13 protein-coding genes are annotated in these 15662 nt (G+C 39.3%); 9 read left to right on the top strand and 4 right to left on the bottom strand.

Features of this window, described 5'->3' with window-relative positions; all coding sequences use genetic code 11:
• Positions 1-5 precede the first annotated feature (5 nt).
• The 5 genes from glgC to rluF all read left to right on the top strand — a co-directional run bounded on the left by glgC (position 6) and on the right by rluF (position 6454).
• Entirely contained in the window at positions 6-1307 is a 1302-nt protein-coding gene (gene glgC / locus GQR52_RS07595; RefSeq protein ID WP_165728033.1) for a glucose-1-phosphate adenylyltransferase, read from the top strand.
• An 82-nt stretch (positions 1308-1389) separates the two neighbouring features.
• On the top strand, positions 1390-2925 hold the full coding sequence (locus GQR52_RS07590) for a glycogen/starch synthase (RefSeq protein ID WP_165728032.1): 1536 nt from the start codon (positions 1390-1392) through the stop codon (positions 2923-2925).
• A gap of 89 nt (positions 2926-3014) precedes the next feature.
• Positions 3015-4229: an HDOD domain-containing protein gene (locus tag GQR52_RS07585; RefSeq protein ID WP_165728031.1), complete on the top strand. Its 1215-nt coding sequence runs from the start codon at positions 3015-3017 to the stop codon at positions 4227-4229.
• A gap of 30 nt (positions 4230-4259) precedes the next feature.
• Positions 4260-5330, top strand: coding sequence for a DUF418 domain-containing protein (locus GQR52_RS07580; RefSeq protein ID WP_165728071.1), 1071 nt, complete (start codon positions 4260-4262; stop codon positions 5328-5330).
• An 86-nt stretch (positions 5331-5416) separates the two neighbouring features.
• Positions 5417-6454, top strand: a complete 1038-nt coding sequence (gene rluF / locus GQR52_RS07575; protein ID WP_165728030.1) for a 23S rRNA pseudouridine(2604) synthase RluF — start codon at positions 5417-5419, stop codon at positions 6452-6454.
• A gap of 22 nt (positions 6455-6476) precedes the next feature.
• On the opposite strand, the gene GQR52_RS07570 is transcribed toward rluF, so the two are convergent.
• Entirely contained in the window at positions 6477-7061 is a 585-nt protein-coding gene (locus GQR52_RS07570; RefSeq protein ID WP_165728029.1) for a hypothetical protein, read from the bottom strand.
• Between the two features lie 332 nt (positions 7062-7393).
• Positions 7394-8134 (bottom strand): antibiotic biosynthesis monooxygenase, encoded by a 741-nt coding sequence (locus GQR52_RS07565; RefSeq protein WP_149603664.1) that lies wholly within the window; start codon positions 8132-8134, stop codon positions 7394-7396.
• 344 nt (positions 8135-8478) lie between these two features.
• On the opposite strand from GQR52_RS07565, the gene GQR52_RS07560 reads away from it, so the two are divergent.
• Positions 8479-8811 carry a PBPRA1643 family SWIM/SEC-C metal-binding motif protein gene (locus GQR52_RS07560; protein ID WP_010552992.1) on the top strand — a complete coding sequence of 111 codons (333 nt, stop codon included), beginning with the start codon at positions 8479-8481 and terminating at the stop codon, positions 8809-8811.
• A gap of 110 nt (positions 8812-8921) precedes the next feature.
• On the opposite strand, the gene GQR52_RS07555 is transcribed toward GQR52_RS07560, so the two are convergent.
• Positions 8922-11990, bottom strand: coding sequence for an efflux RND transporter permease subunit (locus GQR52_RS07555; RefSeq protein ID WP_165728028.1), 3069 nt, complete (start codon positions 11988-11990; stop codon positions 8922-8924).
• Between the two features lie 2 nt (positions 11991-11992).
• Entirely contained in the window at positions 11993-13075 is a 1083-nt protein-coding gene (locus GQR52_RS07550) for an efflux RND transporter periplasmic adaptor subunit (RefSeq protein ID WP_165728027.1), read from the bottom strand.
• A gap of 122 nt (positions 13076-13197) precedes the next feature.
• On the opposite strand from GQR52_RS07550, the gene GQR52_RS07545 reads away from it, so the two are divergent.
• The 3 genes from GQR52_RS07545 to GQR52_RS20680 all read left to right on the top strand — a co-directional run bounded on the left by GQR52_RS07545 (position 13198) and on the right by GQR52_RS20680 (position 15649).
• Positions 13198-14094 carry a LysR family transcriptional regulator gene (locus GQR52_RS07545; RefSeq protein ID WP_165728026.1) on the top strand — a complete coding sequence of 299 codons (897 nt, stop codon included), beginning with the start codon at positions 13198-13200 and terminating at the stop codon, positions 14092-14094.
• Positions 14095-14096: 2 nt separating this feature from the next.
• Complete coding sequence (locus GQR52_RS07540; protein WP_165728025.1) at positions 14097-14402, top strand: MGMT family protein; 306 nt, start codon at positions 14097-14099, stop codon at positions 14400-14402.
• A 404-nt stretch (positions 14403-14806) separates the two neighbouring features.
• Positions 14807-15649 (top strand): WYL domain-containing protein, encoded by an 843-nt coding sequence (locus GQR52_RS20680; protein ID WP_024592169.1) that lies wholly within the window; start codon positions 14807-14809, stop codon positions 15647-15649.
• Positions 15650-15662 lie beyond the last annotated feature (13 nt).

The raw sequence follows: 15662 nt of genomic DNA, 5'->3' as shown, positions 1-15662 counted from the left end.
GTATTATGCCCAATTATGCAAATCGCTACATAAGTAGCCTAACCAGAGAAACTTACGCGTTAATACTGGCAGGGGGTCGCGGTTCTCGCCTGCATGAGCTAACCGATTGGCGAGCAAAGCCAGCAGTTTACTTTGGTGGTAAACATCGAATTATTGATTTTCCACTATCAAACTGCATTAACTCGGGTGTGAGACGCGTTGGTATTGCCACACAATATAAATCGCATTCATTAATTCGCCATGTAAACCGCGCGTGGGGCCACTTTAAAAAAGAGCTGGGTGAGTCGGTTGAAATACTACCTGCATCTCAGCGCCAAGGTGATGATTGGTACTGTGGAACCGCAGATGCTGTTTTTCAAAACATAGATATTATTCGTCACGAACTCCCTAAATATGTGATGATTTTGTCTGGAGATCATGTGTATCGCATGGACTATGGCGCTTTATTGGCTGAACATGTGCAAAAGGGCGCAGATATGACAGTGTGTTGTATTGAAGTCCCAGTAGAGGAAGCCGCAGATACGTTTGGTGTAATGACCGTTGATGAAGAAAACAGAGTGTGTCGTTTTGATGAAAAACCAGCAATGCCGAGCTCCGTACCCGGCAAGCCAGGTACATGTTTAGCATCAATGGGGAATTACATTTTTAATACTGAATTTTTGTTTGAGCAACTTAAAAAAGATTCTGAGAATGAAGGCTCTGGCCGAGATTTTGGTCACGATATTATTCCAGCAATTATAGAAGAGCATAATGTATTTGCTTTCCCATTTAGAGATCCAGACCAAGAAGGGCAACCTTATTGGCGCGATGTAGGTACACTAGATTCGTTCTGGGAGGCTAATATGGAATTGGTAATGCCAGAACCACAACTTGATTTATACGACCCAACGTGGCCAATATGGACATATCAAGAGCAACTACCACCTGCTAAGTTTATTTTTGATGACGAAGATAGGCGCGGTATGGCATTAGACTCAACTGTGTCGGGTGGGTGTATTATTTCGGGCTCTGCGGTTAGAAAGTCACTCTTGTTTTCTAATGTCCACGTTCGCTCATTTTGTACCATTGAGCAGTCGGTAATTTTACCCGGTGCGGTTATAAATCGAGGTTGTAAAATTAAGCGTGCAATAATAGATAGAAGCTGTGAAATACCTGCAGGTCTTGAAATCGGTTTTGACAAAAAAACAGATGAAGAAAACGGCTTTAGGGTCTCTAAAAAAGGCATCGTTCTTGTTACCCGTGATATGCTCACTGAGCTTGCAAAAAAGTTAGAGCGCCAAGCGCGTGAGAATAAAAAGCTAGCGTAAAATACGTTAAATATTAAGCACGACAACAAAGCTTGCTCATTCATGAGCAAGCCCACACAGGTCTAAAGGAAGTAGTAAATTAATGCATGTATTAATGGTTGCAGCAGAAAATGACGCGTTACCAGGCGCAAAAGTAGGCGGTGTGGCAGATGTAGTACGCGATGCCCCAAGGGCGCTCGCAAAGCAAGGTATAACGGTTGACGTTGTTATTCCTGACTACGGGTTTGAGCCGCTTGAGCGTATTTATATAGGTGAAGTAACCGTTGCATTTAATGCTCAACCGCATGTATTAACAGTTTTTGAAGTACAACAAGCCCAAAATAATGTAAGCCAAATTGTTATTAGCCACCCGCTATTTAGTGAATCAGGTAGTGTATATTGTAATGATGCACCGGGGAGGCCTTTTGCAACCGATGCCACAAAATTTGCTCTATTTAATGCAGCTGTCTGCGAAGCATTATTACAAGGTGTATTAAAGCGCCCTACAGCGCTACATTTACATGATTGGCACAGCGCCTGCGTTGCAGTTTTACTTAAGTTTGAGCCACGTTATAGCTCACTTAATACCTTACCGATTGCCTACACAGTGCATAATATTGCACTGCAAGGTATAAGACCTTTTAAACACGACGACTCAAGCTTAGAGGCATGGTTTCCGTCACTTAGTTATAATGGCCAGCAACTATGCGACCCGCGTTACCCTCATTGCTTTAATCCTATGCGCAGTGCAATAAATCTTTGCGATAAAATACATGTTGTATCACCAACCTACAGCCAAGAGGTACTTGAACCTAGCAATTACGAGCATGGTTTTTTTGGTGGTGAAGGGCTTGAGCAAGATCTTCAAAACGCAGCAAGGCAAGGTAAGCTTGTTGGTATTTTAAATGGCTGTGAATACCCAAGTAACACTTTAGAAGAGGCTACAATCGCTGATTTTTATAGCCAAGCAGAAAACACATTGTTTGGTTGGATGGCAAATAGCGAGCAGTTACAAAGCGGCTATTATATTGCTCATCAACGACTACAACAATTTAAAGCTGTGGCTAATGATGGGCCACTAGTCACAAGCGTTGGCCGGCTTACAGAGCAAAAGGTTTTGTTATTGTGCCAGCAGGTAAATGGAACTTTAGCGATTGATAAAGTGTGCCAAGTAATTAATGAATATAACGGCAGGCTTATTGTTTTAGGCTCGGGTGACAAAGAACTCGAGAGCATATTTACAAAAGCAATGGCACGTAATTCCAATCTTTTATTTTTGAAAGGTTATGGTCAAGGTGTTGGCGATTTAATGTATCAATTAGGTGACTTATTTTTAATGCCAAGCTCATTTGAACCTTGCGGTATTAGCCAAATGCTAGCAATGCGTGCGGGGCAACCGTGTTTAGTTCACAGTGTTGGCGGACTAAAAGATACAGTTAAACACCACGAAAATGGTTTTAGCTTTAATGGAGATACGTTAGCAACGCAAACGAGTAATTTAATTAGCTGTTTAGACGAAACTCTCTTAATTAAAAAGCAAAATCCTAAAAAGTGGCATAAAATTAAGCACAGCGCAGAGCAAATGCGTTTTTCGTGGCCACAAGTGGCAACTGATTATATAACAACCTTATACCGGTAAATCGTTGCTGTACTTTAAAGTTTAGTGACAAATGTACCTGCTTAGGGTTTAATTACTTAGTATTATATAAAAACTAAGAAGTAGGTAATGTGTCTGTATTTGTTGCAAGGCAAGCAATATTCAATCGAAGTAAAAAAGTAGTAGCCTATGAGCTACTTTTTCGTGATAGTCCAAAAAATTATTTTCCAGATATTGCAGAAGGCCAAGCAACAGCAAGGCTTATTATGGAAAATCAATTAAATTTAGGTACACGCCATATTACATCAGGCAAAAAAGCGCTTATTAATATAGGACCAGAATCATTAAAACTCGATTTATGTGCTTTCCTACCATGCCAAGACGTTGTGATTGAGTTACTCGAAACCATAGAACCCACCGACGATAACTATGAACTATGCCGAGGTTTATTTCATAGTAACTACAAACTCGCACTCGATGACTTTGTATATAAACCACAGTGGGATCGTTTTTTAAAGCTTGTGAAGCTCATTAAATTTGATATTGCAATTACACCTCTTAGCGAAATACAGCCCATAATTAATAAGTTACAAGCGCATAAACAAATAAAAATACTAGCGGAAAAAATAGAAACCCAAGACGATTACAAGCTCGCCTTTGATATGGGATTTGATTATTTTCAAGGCTATTTTTTTGCAAAACCCACCATGATCAAACAAAATGACATTGACTATAACTATGGTTTAGTCGTCGCTATTTACGCCGAAATAATGAAAACAAGTCCAGATATAAAAGCTATATCGGGTCTGTTTGAGCTTGATGCTGCACTTGCATATAAATTGCTGCGTTTAATAAACAGCGGTGTGTTTCCTATACAAAGCCAAATATCGTCACTCAAGCAAGCGCTTGTGTATTTAGGGCATGAACGCCTTAAAAAGTTTGTGAGCCTTATTGTTACTGCTCATACCGCAGGTAAAAAACCGGCAGAGCTAATGCAAGTGTGTGTTGTACGCGCACGTTTTTGTGAGTTATTAGCAAAAAAGGTTAATAAGAGCCAGCCAGGCGAAGCATTTTTAACCGGATTATTTTCACTGCTCGATGCAATCCTTGATCAACCCATGAGCTTACTTGTTGAAAAGCTCCCTTTTCCTGATGAAATAAAAACGGCATTATTAGGGGATAAAAACACACTGTATTATATTTTAAATGTTGTTAAAGCATACGAAACAGGAAGCTGGTGGGCACTTGAGCAAGCGGTACTTTTGCTAAATATAGATAGTGCTATACTACCTCCACTTTACCAGCAGTCAGTCGATTGGGCTGACAGTTATAAGAATAATATTTAACGGATAATAGCTTTAATGCGCAATTATAATATGGACTTTATTCGCGGCGTTGCCGTGCTTGGCCTAGTTTACATGAATGCTTACGCCTTCGGCCTTTTTGAATACGGGTATACCTCTTTAACTAATCCTCCTGTTAGCGACTCAATTATTCACACCTTTAGCAGCGTGTTTGTAGATGGGCGTTTTAGAACGCTGTTTAGTTTGCTTTTTGGCGCCGGGCTTTACATTCAATGGCAACGTTATAAGTCTGAGGTGCAATTAAAAAGTAGGCTTTATTGGTTAATACTCTTTGGTTTAGCGCACGGGTTTTTACTTTGGGCAGGTGATATTTTATTTGTTTACGGTGTATCTGGCTGGTTTGTTATTAAATATTTAGAGAGTGATAGCAACGTACTTTTAAAAAGAGGACTTGAGTTTATTTTGTTATCGGGTGTAGCTACCGTGCTTGTTATATCTAGCGTACCCGATGAAGTGATTTACCGCGATTCAGCACAGTTTATAGATTTATATAACCCACACTATATTGATTACTTTATTAGTAACCTCGCCATGAACACATTGATGCTTGTTATGGTGCCAATAATGATAATGTGGATGTGCGTGGGTCTTATGCTCATTGGTATTTATTTATATAAACAAGATGTTTTTAGTAAAGGCTTAACGACTCAGCAATTAATAATTTGCGTTGCAATAACCATTATTTTTTGTGGTGTTAGGCTTTATGCATCACAGCTTAGTGGCAGCTTAGGGTATGGAGTGCAAGAATTTGTAAATATGTTTGCGGCGCTAGGTATGGCTACGCTTTATATTCATTTAATTGTTAAATTTTGCAATAACAAGGCACACGTCGGCACGCTTATTCAACAAGCAGGGCGCTTAGCATTTACTTTATATATTAGCCAAACACTCATGCAATTATTGTTATATAAAGTGCTATTTACGCACTGGGTACTCAGTTTTGATCGTATTGATTACTGGTTAGTAGCAACCGGTTTAGTTGTGCTGCAGCTCATATTTACCTTTATATACAGCCGCTATTTTAATCAAGGTCCGCTTGAATATGTATGGCGTAAATTAACGAAAGCAAAAATTAGTGCTTAAACGTCTATAAATAGTAAATTAGGGGCGAAAAAATAGTGTGGGTGGTTTACACTACTCGCCTTAAAAATTACTACGCTATAAGTGCCATGACCGAATTAAAACGTTTAAATAAATTTATTAGTGAAACAGGATTTTGTTCACGCCGCGAAGCCGATAAATATATTGAGCAAGGTCGTGTCAGCGTTAATGGCTACTCACCAGAAATGGGCGTAAAAGTAGCCGCTACCGATGTTGTATTAATTGATGGTAAACCGCTTAAAGCGACGCCAAAGCGCGTTTACATTGCCTACAATAAACCTGTTGGCATAACGTGTACTACCGAAAGTAAAATTCAAAGTAACATTATACGAGCGGTAAATTATCCTACACGTATATTCCCAATAGGGCGCTTAGATAGACCGTCTGAAGGGCTTATATTTTTAACTAACGAAGGCGACATCGTTAATAAGATTTTGCGTGCAGGTAATAATCACGAAAAAGAATACGTTGTTACGGTAGATAAACCGCTTAATCGTCAGTTTGTTACAAAAATGGCGAATGGCGTGCCTATTTTAGATACCGTCACTAAAGAATGTAAAGTAACGCAAAATGGCCCAAAAGAATTTAAAATAGTACTTACCCAAGGTTTAAACCGTCAAATACGCCGTATGTGTGAGTATTTAGGCTACGAAGTTGTAACGCTAAAGCGTACGCGCATAATGAACGTAACACTTAAAGGTTTAAAAGTAGGGCAGTGGCGTCATTTGTCAGATATTGAAATGGCGCAAATAAACGATTCAATTTCTGATTCTGGTAAAACCCAAGAGCACTCGCTTGATACTAATAAGCAATCAGAAAATAATGCACCTTTAGCACTTAAAAAACGTGATTTTCAGGGCGAAAACCCACGACGCTTTAATAATGGTGATCGAAATAATGAGCGTAGTACTGAGCGAAATACAAATCGTAACTCTGAGCGCAGCAACGCTAACGGAGAGCGCAAAAATGAGCGCAGTAATACTCCTTACCAAAAGCGTTCTACAACGTATGTGGGTAAGCCAAAAAGCATTAAAGAGAACAAGTCGTCTAATGCTAAATCAGACTCAAAACCAAGCTCGGACCGTATTCTCAGTCTAAAAAAATAATGTGCAGCTAAGTGGTATTCTACTACCACTGTATTTCTTGTACTATATTACCAAGTGGGCTTTTAACGCCCACTAAGTTTACGTTGTTATTTTGTAAACCCACCAATCTACCTTTATCTAAATACCATCTAAAAGTGTGCTTTTTATAGCTTTTTAAATCTAGTACAGTCAGTTTTGCGCAACTGTATTCATAATCAGTTGGACAAGTACCTACTTCGAGTAACTGATATTCTTGCTGCCATATATTATCGCCGTATTTATTAGCCAGTAACTTTACTGAAATACATACTGACGTCCACAACCATAAGTAAATTAAAATAGGTAAACCGATTGGTATAAATACTGAGCGGAATTTCCCGTGCTCAACAATATAATCTTTAACCGTATGTTTAAATTCAAAGTTATTCTTGTATTTTTTATATAGGTGCCTAAATAAAGCAACCGATAACACGATCGTCATTATTGGAAATAACGTAAATGTTAAGGTGTTATATATACCATTGGGAATAAAAGCGGGATCAGCTTGTTCATCCCATGCAAGTAAAACCAGTGGAGGAGCCGTTGCTAAAAGTAGCAGAGCGCTGTTGAATAGTTGTTTAAAGGTCACGGGGTATTCACTTATAAAATGCTGCTTGTATAAAGCCCAAACTAGCGCTTAATGTTTAGCTATTGAATGCTAAAGCCAATATAAAATAAGAGTATACCTAAATAAATTGTAATCGCCGATAACGAGTTTTTAGAGCGCAGGCGCTTAACAAGGTCGCGAGTGCCATCGAACATACCGGAAATAACCAAAAAGTATAAAAAGACTGCCCGCTATTAATACTGCAATTTTAAAGTTTTCCAAGGCTTTTCCATAATATTGAGTTAGATACTAAAATGCCACTGAGTTTAGTCAGTGGCATTTAACTATATTACGAATTTAGTATTTATCCATATTTACTTTGCAAAACCACCTAGAGGCTTTAATAGAAGTGGTGACAGTGCAGCATGTTTATCGGTTAGTTCTTTAGGTAAATCACCCAAATGAACCATACGTGTTGGTGTTGCTGCAGCAATCCAGCGCTCTGCATGATCATCCCAGTTTTGGATGTGTATGTGCGAGGCTTCTAAATCTCTAAAGCGCTCATAAACCATAATATCGCCATCGTCAGACATGTAATATTGGTAATTTAGTGTACCAGGCTCTGTTTTTGCACGTTCTACTTGTGAATTCATTACTTCACGAAAGGCATCTAACTGGCCAGGGTTTAGCTTGGCTTCAACAATCCAGCCAAAATTATCAAATGTCGTATCACCGTTTTTGTTAATTTGACTCGTTTGTTCTTCTTCGCGAGAAAAGCCACCAAATGGTTTTAGCCAAAGAGGGCTTAAAGCCGCATGACGCTCACGAACATCATCAGGTAATTCGCCTAAATGCACCATGCGTGTAGGTGCAGCAGCCGCCATCCAACGTGCTGAATGATCGTCCCAATTTTCAATATGTTCGTGTGAAGAGTCTGCATCAGCAAAGCGTTCGTAAACTAAAACATCGCCAGCATCAGACATATAATATTGATAATTTTTAGTGCCAACTTCATTAAGTGCGCGATTAACTTGTGAATTCATCACCGCTTTAAAGTTTTCAAGTTCACCAGCATTAAGTTTAGCTTCTACTATCCATCCAAAATTTTTAAACATGACTTTCTCTACTTAAATAAATTGCCTCTGTATAAGTGAGGCTAAAAAGTTAAAGGCAATTTCTATCGCCCTAGTTAGCATACCTATCGCTTAATTGGTAAGTGCTTAGATAACGAAGCTAAGTGTACAGAGTATTTAAATATTGATAATAATCGCATTTACTTAATCAGTTTATAGTAAATGTATATAATAGTGGTTAGCCTATTTTGCAGGCCATTTAAATTTTTAAGTTAAAATTGCTTTATAGACGTGTTGTTAAGCTATTTACAAGTACACTTAGTTATATGAAGGGTAAGCTGTTAAGATGCGCCGTCTTAATAATGTAGAAAGGTTATAGAAGTAACATGTCAAAATTTTTCTTTATGGGTAAGCCCGACATAATGGGTAAAAATAACAGTAATGGATTTGCGCCAAATCGTACCGCAAAGGTAGGCACAGAGTTGCACCCGTTAACGCTAATTGTAAACTCAGCTGAACGACAATCAGAAATAGAAGCAATACTAGAAGAGCATTCGCTGTTTGCTTCAATTGAAGTTAAAGCAGACGTACCAGAAGATATTCGCGAACTAGACTTTGCGCTTAGCAAGTCAACACCACAAGTATTTGATAAAGTACCAGAGCGTAACGCACCTTGTGTATGTGGTAGCGGCAAAAAATATAAGAAGTGTTGCGGTTAGTTTCTTAACAACTAAATATGTAGCCTTTCTTTTTTCATCGGTATTAAATAAAAATGCCACAGGATTTTGAGCCTGTAGCATTTTTTAATGTTAACCAATTATATGTTTAACTACTTACGTGGCTCGTAATCAATTCTAAATATAACCGTGTAAAGTACTGGCACTACAATGAGGGTTAGTATGGTAGCAAAGCCTAAACCAAACATAATCGTTACCGCCATTGACTGAAAAAACACGTCAAATAACAGCGGGATCATACCCAAAATAGTCGTTATAGCTGCCATTGCAACTGGTCGCACACGGCTCACACCAGAGTCAAACACGGCTTCATAGGGCGATTTACCTTCCCTTAATTCAAGATTTATTTGATCAACTAATACAATACCGTTTTTAATTAGCATACCGCTTAAGCTTAACAAACCAAGTAGCCCCATAAAGCTAAACGGCGCATTCATAGCTAACAAACCCGCGCTTACACCAATAATAGCCAACGGCACAGTTGCCCAAATAACAAGTGGCTGTTTGAGCGAGTTAAAAAGTAGTACGGTTACTGCAAACATAGCTAAATAACCCAGCGGTAATGAGCCAAATATTGCTTTTTGCGCCTTGCTTGATGACTCAAACTCGCCGCCCCATTCTAGTTGGTAACCACGCGGTAGTTCCATGTTCTCTATCGGACCGCGAATACGGGCAAATAGTTTTGCAGGTGTTTCATCCCCTAATACATTATTATCGGCCATTACTGTAATAGTACGTTTGCGATCGCGGCGCATTATTAGGCTGTCTTCCCACTGCACATCAAATTCGTCTACAACTTGAGTCACTGGTACAAATACACCAAGAACTGGGCTGTATATTTGAAGGTCGTGTACGCTTTCTACGTTTAAGCGCTCGTTAGCAGGAGAGCGAGCAATAATGGGTAGCAATTGCGTGCCATCGCGATATACGCCCACTTGTTTACCCGATAAGCTCGTTAGTAATACATTGTCTAAGTCTGATTTACTAATGCCTAATCGACGTGCTTTTTGCTCGTTAAATTGCGGGCGAATCATTTTAGTACGTGCGCGCCAGTCATCACGAATATTATAGGCGCCATCGTCGCTACCAATCAATTCTTCGGCTGTAGCAGCGAGTTGTCTTAAAATAACAGGATCAGGGCCCGAAAAACGTGCTTCTATTTTTGCATCAGTAGAGGGGCCAATTTCCATCGGTTTAATTTTAAGCTGTGCAGAGAGTGCATGATTGCTTGAGTAATCACGCACTGTTTGCATTACAGTTGCTACGGCTTCTCTGTCGGCAACACGAATAATTAATTGCCCGTACGCGGGATATGATTTTTCTGGCGCGTAGGTAAGCATAAAGCGCGGTGCACCTTGGCCTGTTGTACTTGTTACTTCTTCAACAAGGTCTTCTTTTTGTAAAAACTCTTCAAGTTTTTTAACGCCCTCAAGGGTTGATCGAATATCAGAGCCTTGCTCTTGCCAGTAATCTACATAAAACATAGGTGTATTAGAGGCAGGAAAAAACGACTGTTTTACAGAGCCAAAACCAATAACCGCAGTACACAGTAAAACAACCATTAATATAAGCGTGGTTTTTCTAAAGTGCAGCGCTAAATCTAAAATCGCTTTGTAACCATTAAAAATAAAGCCTTTGTATGGGTCTTCATCTTCTTGGCCTTCTTCGTTTTTAAATTCGTTTTCTTTAAACATTAAATTGGCAAAAAATGGCGTTAGCGTAATGGCTGTTATCCAGCTTAATAAAAGCGAAATAAACAACACCCAAAACAAGCTACCGGCAAATTCACCACTGGCATCAGAGCTTAAACCAATTGGCGCAAATGCAGTTACTGCAATAACTGTTGCACCTAGTAAAGGCCATTTTGTTTGCTCAACAATATTAACAGCCGCTTTGAGTTTTGTTTGGCCACGTTTGAGGTTTATCAGTATGCCTTCGGTGACGACTATTGCGTTATCGACCAGCATACCAAGAGCAATAATAAGTGCCCCAAGCGATATACGTTGCAAGTCGATAGCAAACAACTTCATAAATATAAACGTACCCAGTACAGTAAGCAGTAAAATACCACCAATTAAAATGCCGCTTTTTAAACCCATAAATAACAGCAGTACAACAATAACAATCGCAATGGCTTCAAGTAAGCTGATAATAAAACCATCAACCGATTTTTGAACCTCTTGTGGTTGGTTGTATACCGAATTTATGTGAATACCATGAGGGCGTTGATATTCAAGTGATGCTAAATGCTCGTCTATGTTTTTACCCACATCAACCACGTTAACACCCGACATAAACGACACGCCAATAAGTAAAGCTTGCTGAGAGTTATAACGAATAATGTTATTTGGTACTTCTGCGTACTCTCTGTAAACCTTTGCTACATCGCCTAAATAAATAAGCTCATTGGCACCTGATTTTGAAATTAATAAGGTTTCGAGCTCTTTTACATCTTTAAATTCACCAGTAGGATGCAAGCGAATTGATTCATCGCCCACGCGAATTTTACCCGCGTTAGATACCGTATTTTGCGATTGCAATAACTGGAATATATGGCTTGGCGCAATACCTAATTGAGCGAGTTTACGCGTAGAAACTTCAACCATTACTTGCGCTTGTTGTTGGCCCGCAACGGTTACTTTACTAACGCCTTTAACCAATACCAGTTCGCGCTTTAAAAAATCGATGTAATCTTTAAGCTCATCATACGAATAACCATCGCCGGTTACCGAATACATAACACCGTAAACATCGGCAAAGTCGTCCAAAATAGTGCTTGGGTAAACACCACTGGGTAATGACGGAGAAAGGTCGTTAATTTTACGACGCATTTCATCCCAAATTTGGCGAAGCTGTTCTTTACGATAATTGCTTTTCATTTCTACAGAAATTTGTGATTTACCGTTAGATGAAATAGACGTAACGTAATCGACATAAGGCAATTGCTGAATCGCGTTTTCAATCGGAAAAGTGACTTCTTCTTCAACTTGCTGCGGCGAAGCGCCAGGGTACATGGTAATAACCATGGCTTTTTTAAGCGTAAACTCAGGGTCTTCTAGTTGCCCTAAATCAAAGTACGACACACTACCGCCAATTAATAGCAGCAGCGTAAACATCCAACTGATTACTTTTTTCTCTATGGAGAGTTGTGCAAAGCTCATAATTATAAGCCTCGCTCTTTATTCCATGCTCTTACTTTCATGCCTTCTTTTAGTGAATGCACACCGGCAGAAACCACAATTTGGCCTTCTTCAATACCGCTTAATACTTCAATGCCATCGCGGTGCAACTGGCCAACCTTTACAGCTTGTTTATGCACTTGGCTAGTTTTTGAATCAAAAAGCCATACGTAGGCGTTATCTTCAATTGATTCTTGCGGCTCAGAAAACACCGACTCGATAGGTAAGATTGTATAAGCAACTTGCGAGCGCGTTACTTTACTTAAATCAATAAGCACGCTACCCGTCATACCGGCTAGTAAATTAAAGTCCTCAGGTACTGGTAGCGAAAATACAACTTTATAAGTAAGTGTTGCAGGATCTGCTTGGGTATCCCACTCTTTAATATCAAGTATGTATTCTTTGTCGTCAAAGCCATCAAACTTTACAGTAGGGTGGTAATCGGTGCCTTTTTTAAAGCGAGCGACTATTTTTTCAGGAACCTGAATTTCTACGTCCATTAAATCGCGTGTTTCTAAGCGTAATATATTTTGCTTTGCTTGAATATTTTCAAAGTTTTTAACAAACACCTTAGCCACTGTGCCTGAAAATGGTGCGCGTAGTTCACTGTACTCAAGGTTCGTTTGTGCAATTCTAAATGCAGATTCAGCAATTTGCATATTAGCAGTGGCTTGATCTAATTCTGATTGGCTGGTGATTTTTTTCTCAAACAATTGCTCAATACGACCAAGTTGTGATTTTGCCAGTTCAAAGCGTGCTTTACGCTCGTCAAACTGTAGCTGAAAATCTTCTGGGTCTAGCTTTGCTAATAAATCACCTTTTTCAACGTGTTCACCAGCAAGAACCGGAAACTTAATAAGTTCGCCATTTACTCTAAAAGCAAGGTACGAGCCTTGGTTTGCAACAACTTCAGCAGGAAAACTACGAATGTTAGTTTGAGAATCATGACCTATGTTGAATAATTTAACTGGGCGAATGGGCTCTTCTTTAACTTGTTGTTCTGGCTCAGAACAGGCTATTAAGCTAAGTAAAGTCGTTGTTAATAAACATAGACGAAAGAGTTTCATGTCTTCTCCGTTGCAATGATGGCAAAATAATTAAGTGCAGCATACGCTGCAAACATATAAAATAAAAATCATTAAATTTTAGAAACTCAATAAGTTTTACTTATAATGTTGCAGAGTGCTATATGAAGCTGAATCAATTAATAATTTTAGATGCCATAGTGCAAAGCGCGAGCTTAAGCGGGGCAGCACTAAAGCTACATAAAACACAGCCAGCGCTTACACTCGCTATTAAAAATCTAGAAGAAAAAATAGGGTTTGAGTTACTAGACAGAAGTAAGTACCGATTACAGCTTACTGAAAAAGGGCGTATTTTTCATCGCGAAGCGAAGCAACTCTTGCATGCCAACGACGAGCTGGCACAACTTGCTAAAGAATTGGCACTCGGTAATGAGCCCCAATTTAGAATTTGTTACGAACAACTTTGCCATATGCAAAGTTACAACGAGATCATAAGTAATACTTTTAGGTTGTTTACAAGCACAGAATTTAGCTTAACAAGCGGAAAACGCTTTATTTCATTAGAGCAAGTAAACAGCGGACAAGCCGAATTAGGCATTGGCCCGTGGTTTGATTTATTTCATGCAACAGGCGATTTAGAAAGCGTCCCCATAGGTAGGCTCGATATTGGCATTGTGAGCGCTAAAGGCGTACTCCCTCAAAAACTCACCTATAGCGAACTGCAAACGTATCCGTGTTTAGCCATGTTTGAAAGTGACTTGAGTATCGACAGCGACAGGCTATCGTACTCAAAAGGCTCCGCCATGATGAAAATTGATGATGTATCGACTTTAAAATCGTTTTTACTCTCAGGCGCAGGTTGGGCAATGATGAGCCTAGAGCACTGCGACTCTGAAATAAAAGCAGGTTTACTTCAAGAAATACACATAACTGACCGAGAGCATAAATTTAGCGCGCAAATTAGAGCCTTTAGGCAGCATGCAATGCATCACGGCCCTGTAGCGCGTACTATTTGGGAGCAATTTAAACAATTAAGTAAGGAATACTCCAGGACCAGTTAACAATGGATATTGATAAAGAAACACTTATTTTTACTGTCATTGGCTCAATACCAGCAGGCTCTGTGGCAAGCTACGGGCAAGTTGCAGGACTTGCGGGCTACCCGCAAAACTCACGGTTGGTCGGGCGCTTATTAAAAGTGATGCCAAACGACTCGGTTATACCTTGGCATCGCGTAGTGAATAGCCAAGGTAAAATATCGTTTCCAGCGGGTAGTGAAAAATACCAAGAACAACGCGAAAAGTTATTATCAGAAGGTGTATTGTTTAAAAACGACAAAGTGAATATGCGCGAGTGCCGGTGGGAGTGACATGATTATTATCGGCAGGTAAGTGCCAGTGTAGGTCGGATAAGCGAAGCGCCATCCGGCACAGCAAAATACCTTGCCAATTATTATCAACATTTCACGTTGTCGAGTGGCTGGAGAGTGCCATAAGGAGACATTGAAGATTCTTAATGTGTGAAGTCAGGATTTGACCCCATTCTCTCCAGCTAACGGCCTTTACTTATATCTATGGGTGACAAAGAGTAAATTAGCCAGAGACAACTCAAAGGGCATGTTTAGCATTTATGTAATTTAAAGTTATAAAAATAATCACTCACACAGTTAGTAGATTATAATTCGTGTCTCCATAACAATGAGGGTAAATTTTTATTGTTATTTTTACCTAATTTGATACTTTGTAAAAAGGAAAAAAATAGCTAAGGAACAGCGTGATAGTACACTTAAATTACGATCTGATTAAGCGTTTTCATTTTATAGAACTTATTGTATTTTGGGAAAATCGCTTAACTACTAAACACATACAGCAACACTTCAACATAAGCCGTTCAAGTGCATCTAAATACATACAAGATTACTTAAAACAGCATTCTGATTTTTTGGTTTACAACAACTCAAAAAAAGGATATCAAGCTACAAAATACTTTATACCAGAGTATGGTACACACGATCTTGGTACTTATTTAAGTATTACCCAGCAAGGTATTCAAAGCGAATATTATAATCACTTTACTGCAATGCAATCCCCCCTAATGCCAGTAAACCCTCAAAAGGTAAGTGGTATATTACACGCACTTAAACATAAACAACGAATAGATGTAGGTTATGCTTCTGTATCAAGTCCTGAGTTCGAATCACGTATTATTAGTCCGCATAATTTAGTTTTTGATGGCACTCGCTGGCATGTACGTGCGTATTGTGAAAAAAATCGAGATTTTAGAGACTTTGTTCTTACTCGTTTTAATGGTGAGTGTGAAATAGAAGGGCCCGCAGAGTACGACCAACAACACGACACATTATGGCAAACCCAACTTATTGTTAGCATAGAGCCCGACCCTCGATTAACCGCTAATAAGGCAAGAATAATAGCGCTCGATCACCAAATGAATCAGCAATCAAATGGCCATTACACACGCAATATAAAAATACGCGCCGCTTTACTACTTTATGTATTAAAACAACTACGTGTAGACAGTTACCAAGTAAACCCCGAAGCGCAACAAATTATACTCAGCCCCAATTGCTTAGCTAACTTACAGCCTTATATGCCATAGTATTTAACGAGCA

The organism is Pseudoalteromonas sp. 31A1 (assembly GCF_011378815.1).
Taxonomy (GTDB): Bacteria; Pseudomonadota; Gammaproteobacteria; order Enterobacterales; family Alteromonadaceae; genus Pseudoalteromonas; species Pseudoalteromonas arctica.
This window is presented reverse-complemented; position numbering and strand designations above follow the sequence as displayed.

Excerpts from the sequence above, each read along its gene's own strand:
- glgC (WP_165728033.1), top strand. The coding sequence starts at position 6 with ATGCCCAATTATGCAAATCGCTACATAAGTAGCCTAACCAGAGAAACT.
- GQR52_RS07590 (WP_165728032.1), top strand. The coding sequence starts at position 1,390 with ATGCATGTATTAATGGTTGCAGCAGAAAATGACGCGTTACCAGGCGCA.
- GQR52_RS07580 (WP_165728071.1), top strand. The coding sequence starts at position 4,260 with ATGGACTTTATTCGCGGCGTTGCCGTGCTTGGCCTAGTTTACATGAAT.
- rluF (WP_165728030.1), top strand. The coding sequence starts at position 5,417 with ATGACCGAATTAAAACGTTTAAATAAATTTATTAGTGAAACAGGATTT.
- GQR52_RS07565 (WP_149603664.1), bottom strand. The coding sequence starts at position 8,134 with ATGTTTAAAAATTTTGGATGGATAGTAGAAGCTAAACTTAATGCTGGT.
- GQR52_RS07560 (WP_010552992.1), top strand. The coding sequence starts at position 8,479 with ATGTCAAAATTTTTCTTTATGGGTAAGCCCGACATAATGGGTAAAAAT.
- GQR52_RS07555 (WP_165728028.1), bottom strand. The coding sequence starts at position 11,990 with ATGAGCTTTGCACAACTCTCCATAGAGAAAAAAGTAATCAGTTGGATG.
- GQR52_RS07550 (WP_165728027.1), bottom strand. The coding sequence starts at position 13,075 with ATGAAACTCTTTCGTCTATGTTTATTAACAACGACTTTACTTAGCTTA.
- GQR52_RS07545 (WP_165728026.1), top strand. The coding sequence starts at position 13,198 with ATGAAGCTGAATCAATTAATAATTTTAGATGCCATAGTGCAAAGCGCG.
- GQR52_RS07540 (WP_165728025.1), top strand. The coding sequence starts at position 14,097 with ATGGATATTGATAAAGAAACACTTATTTTTACTGTCATTGGCTCAATA.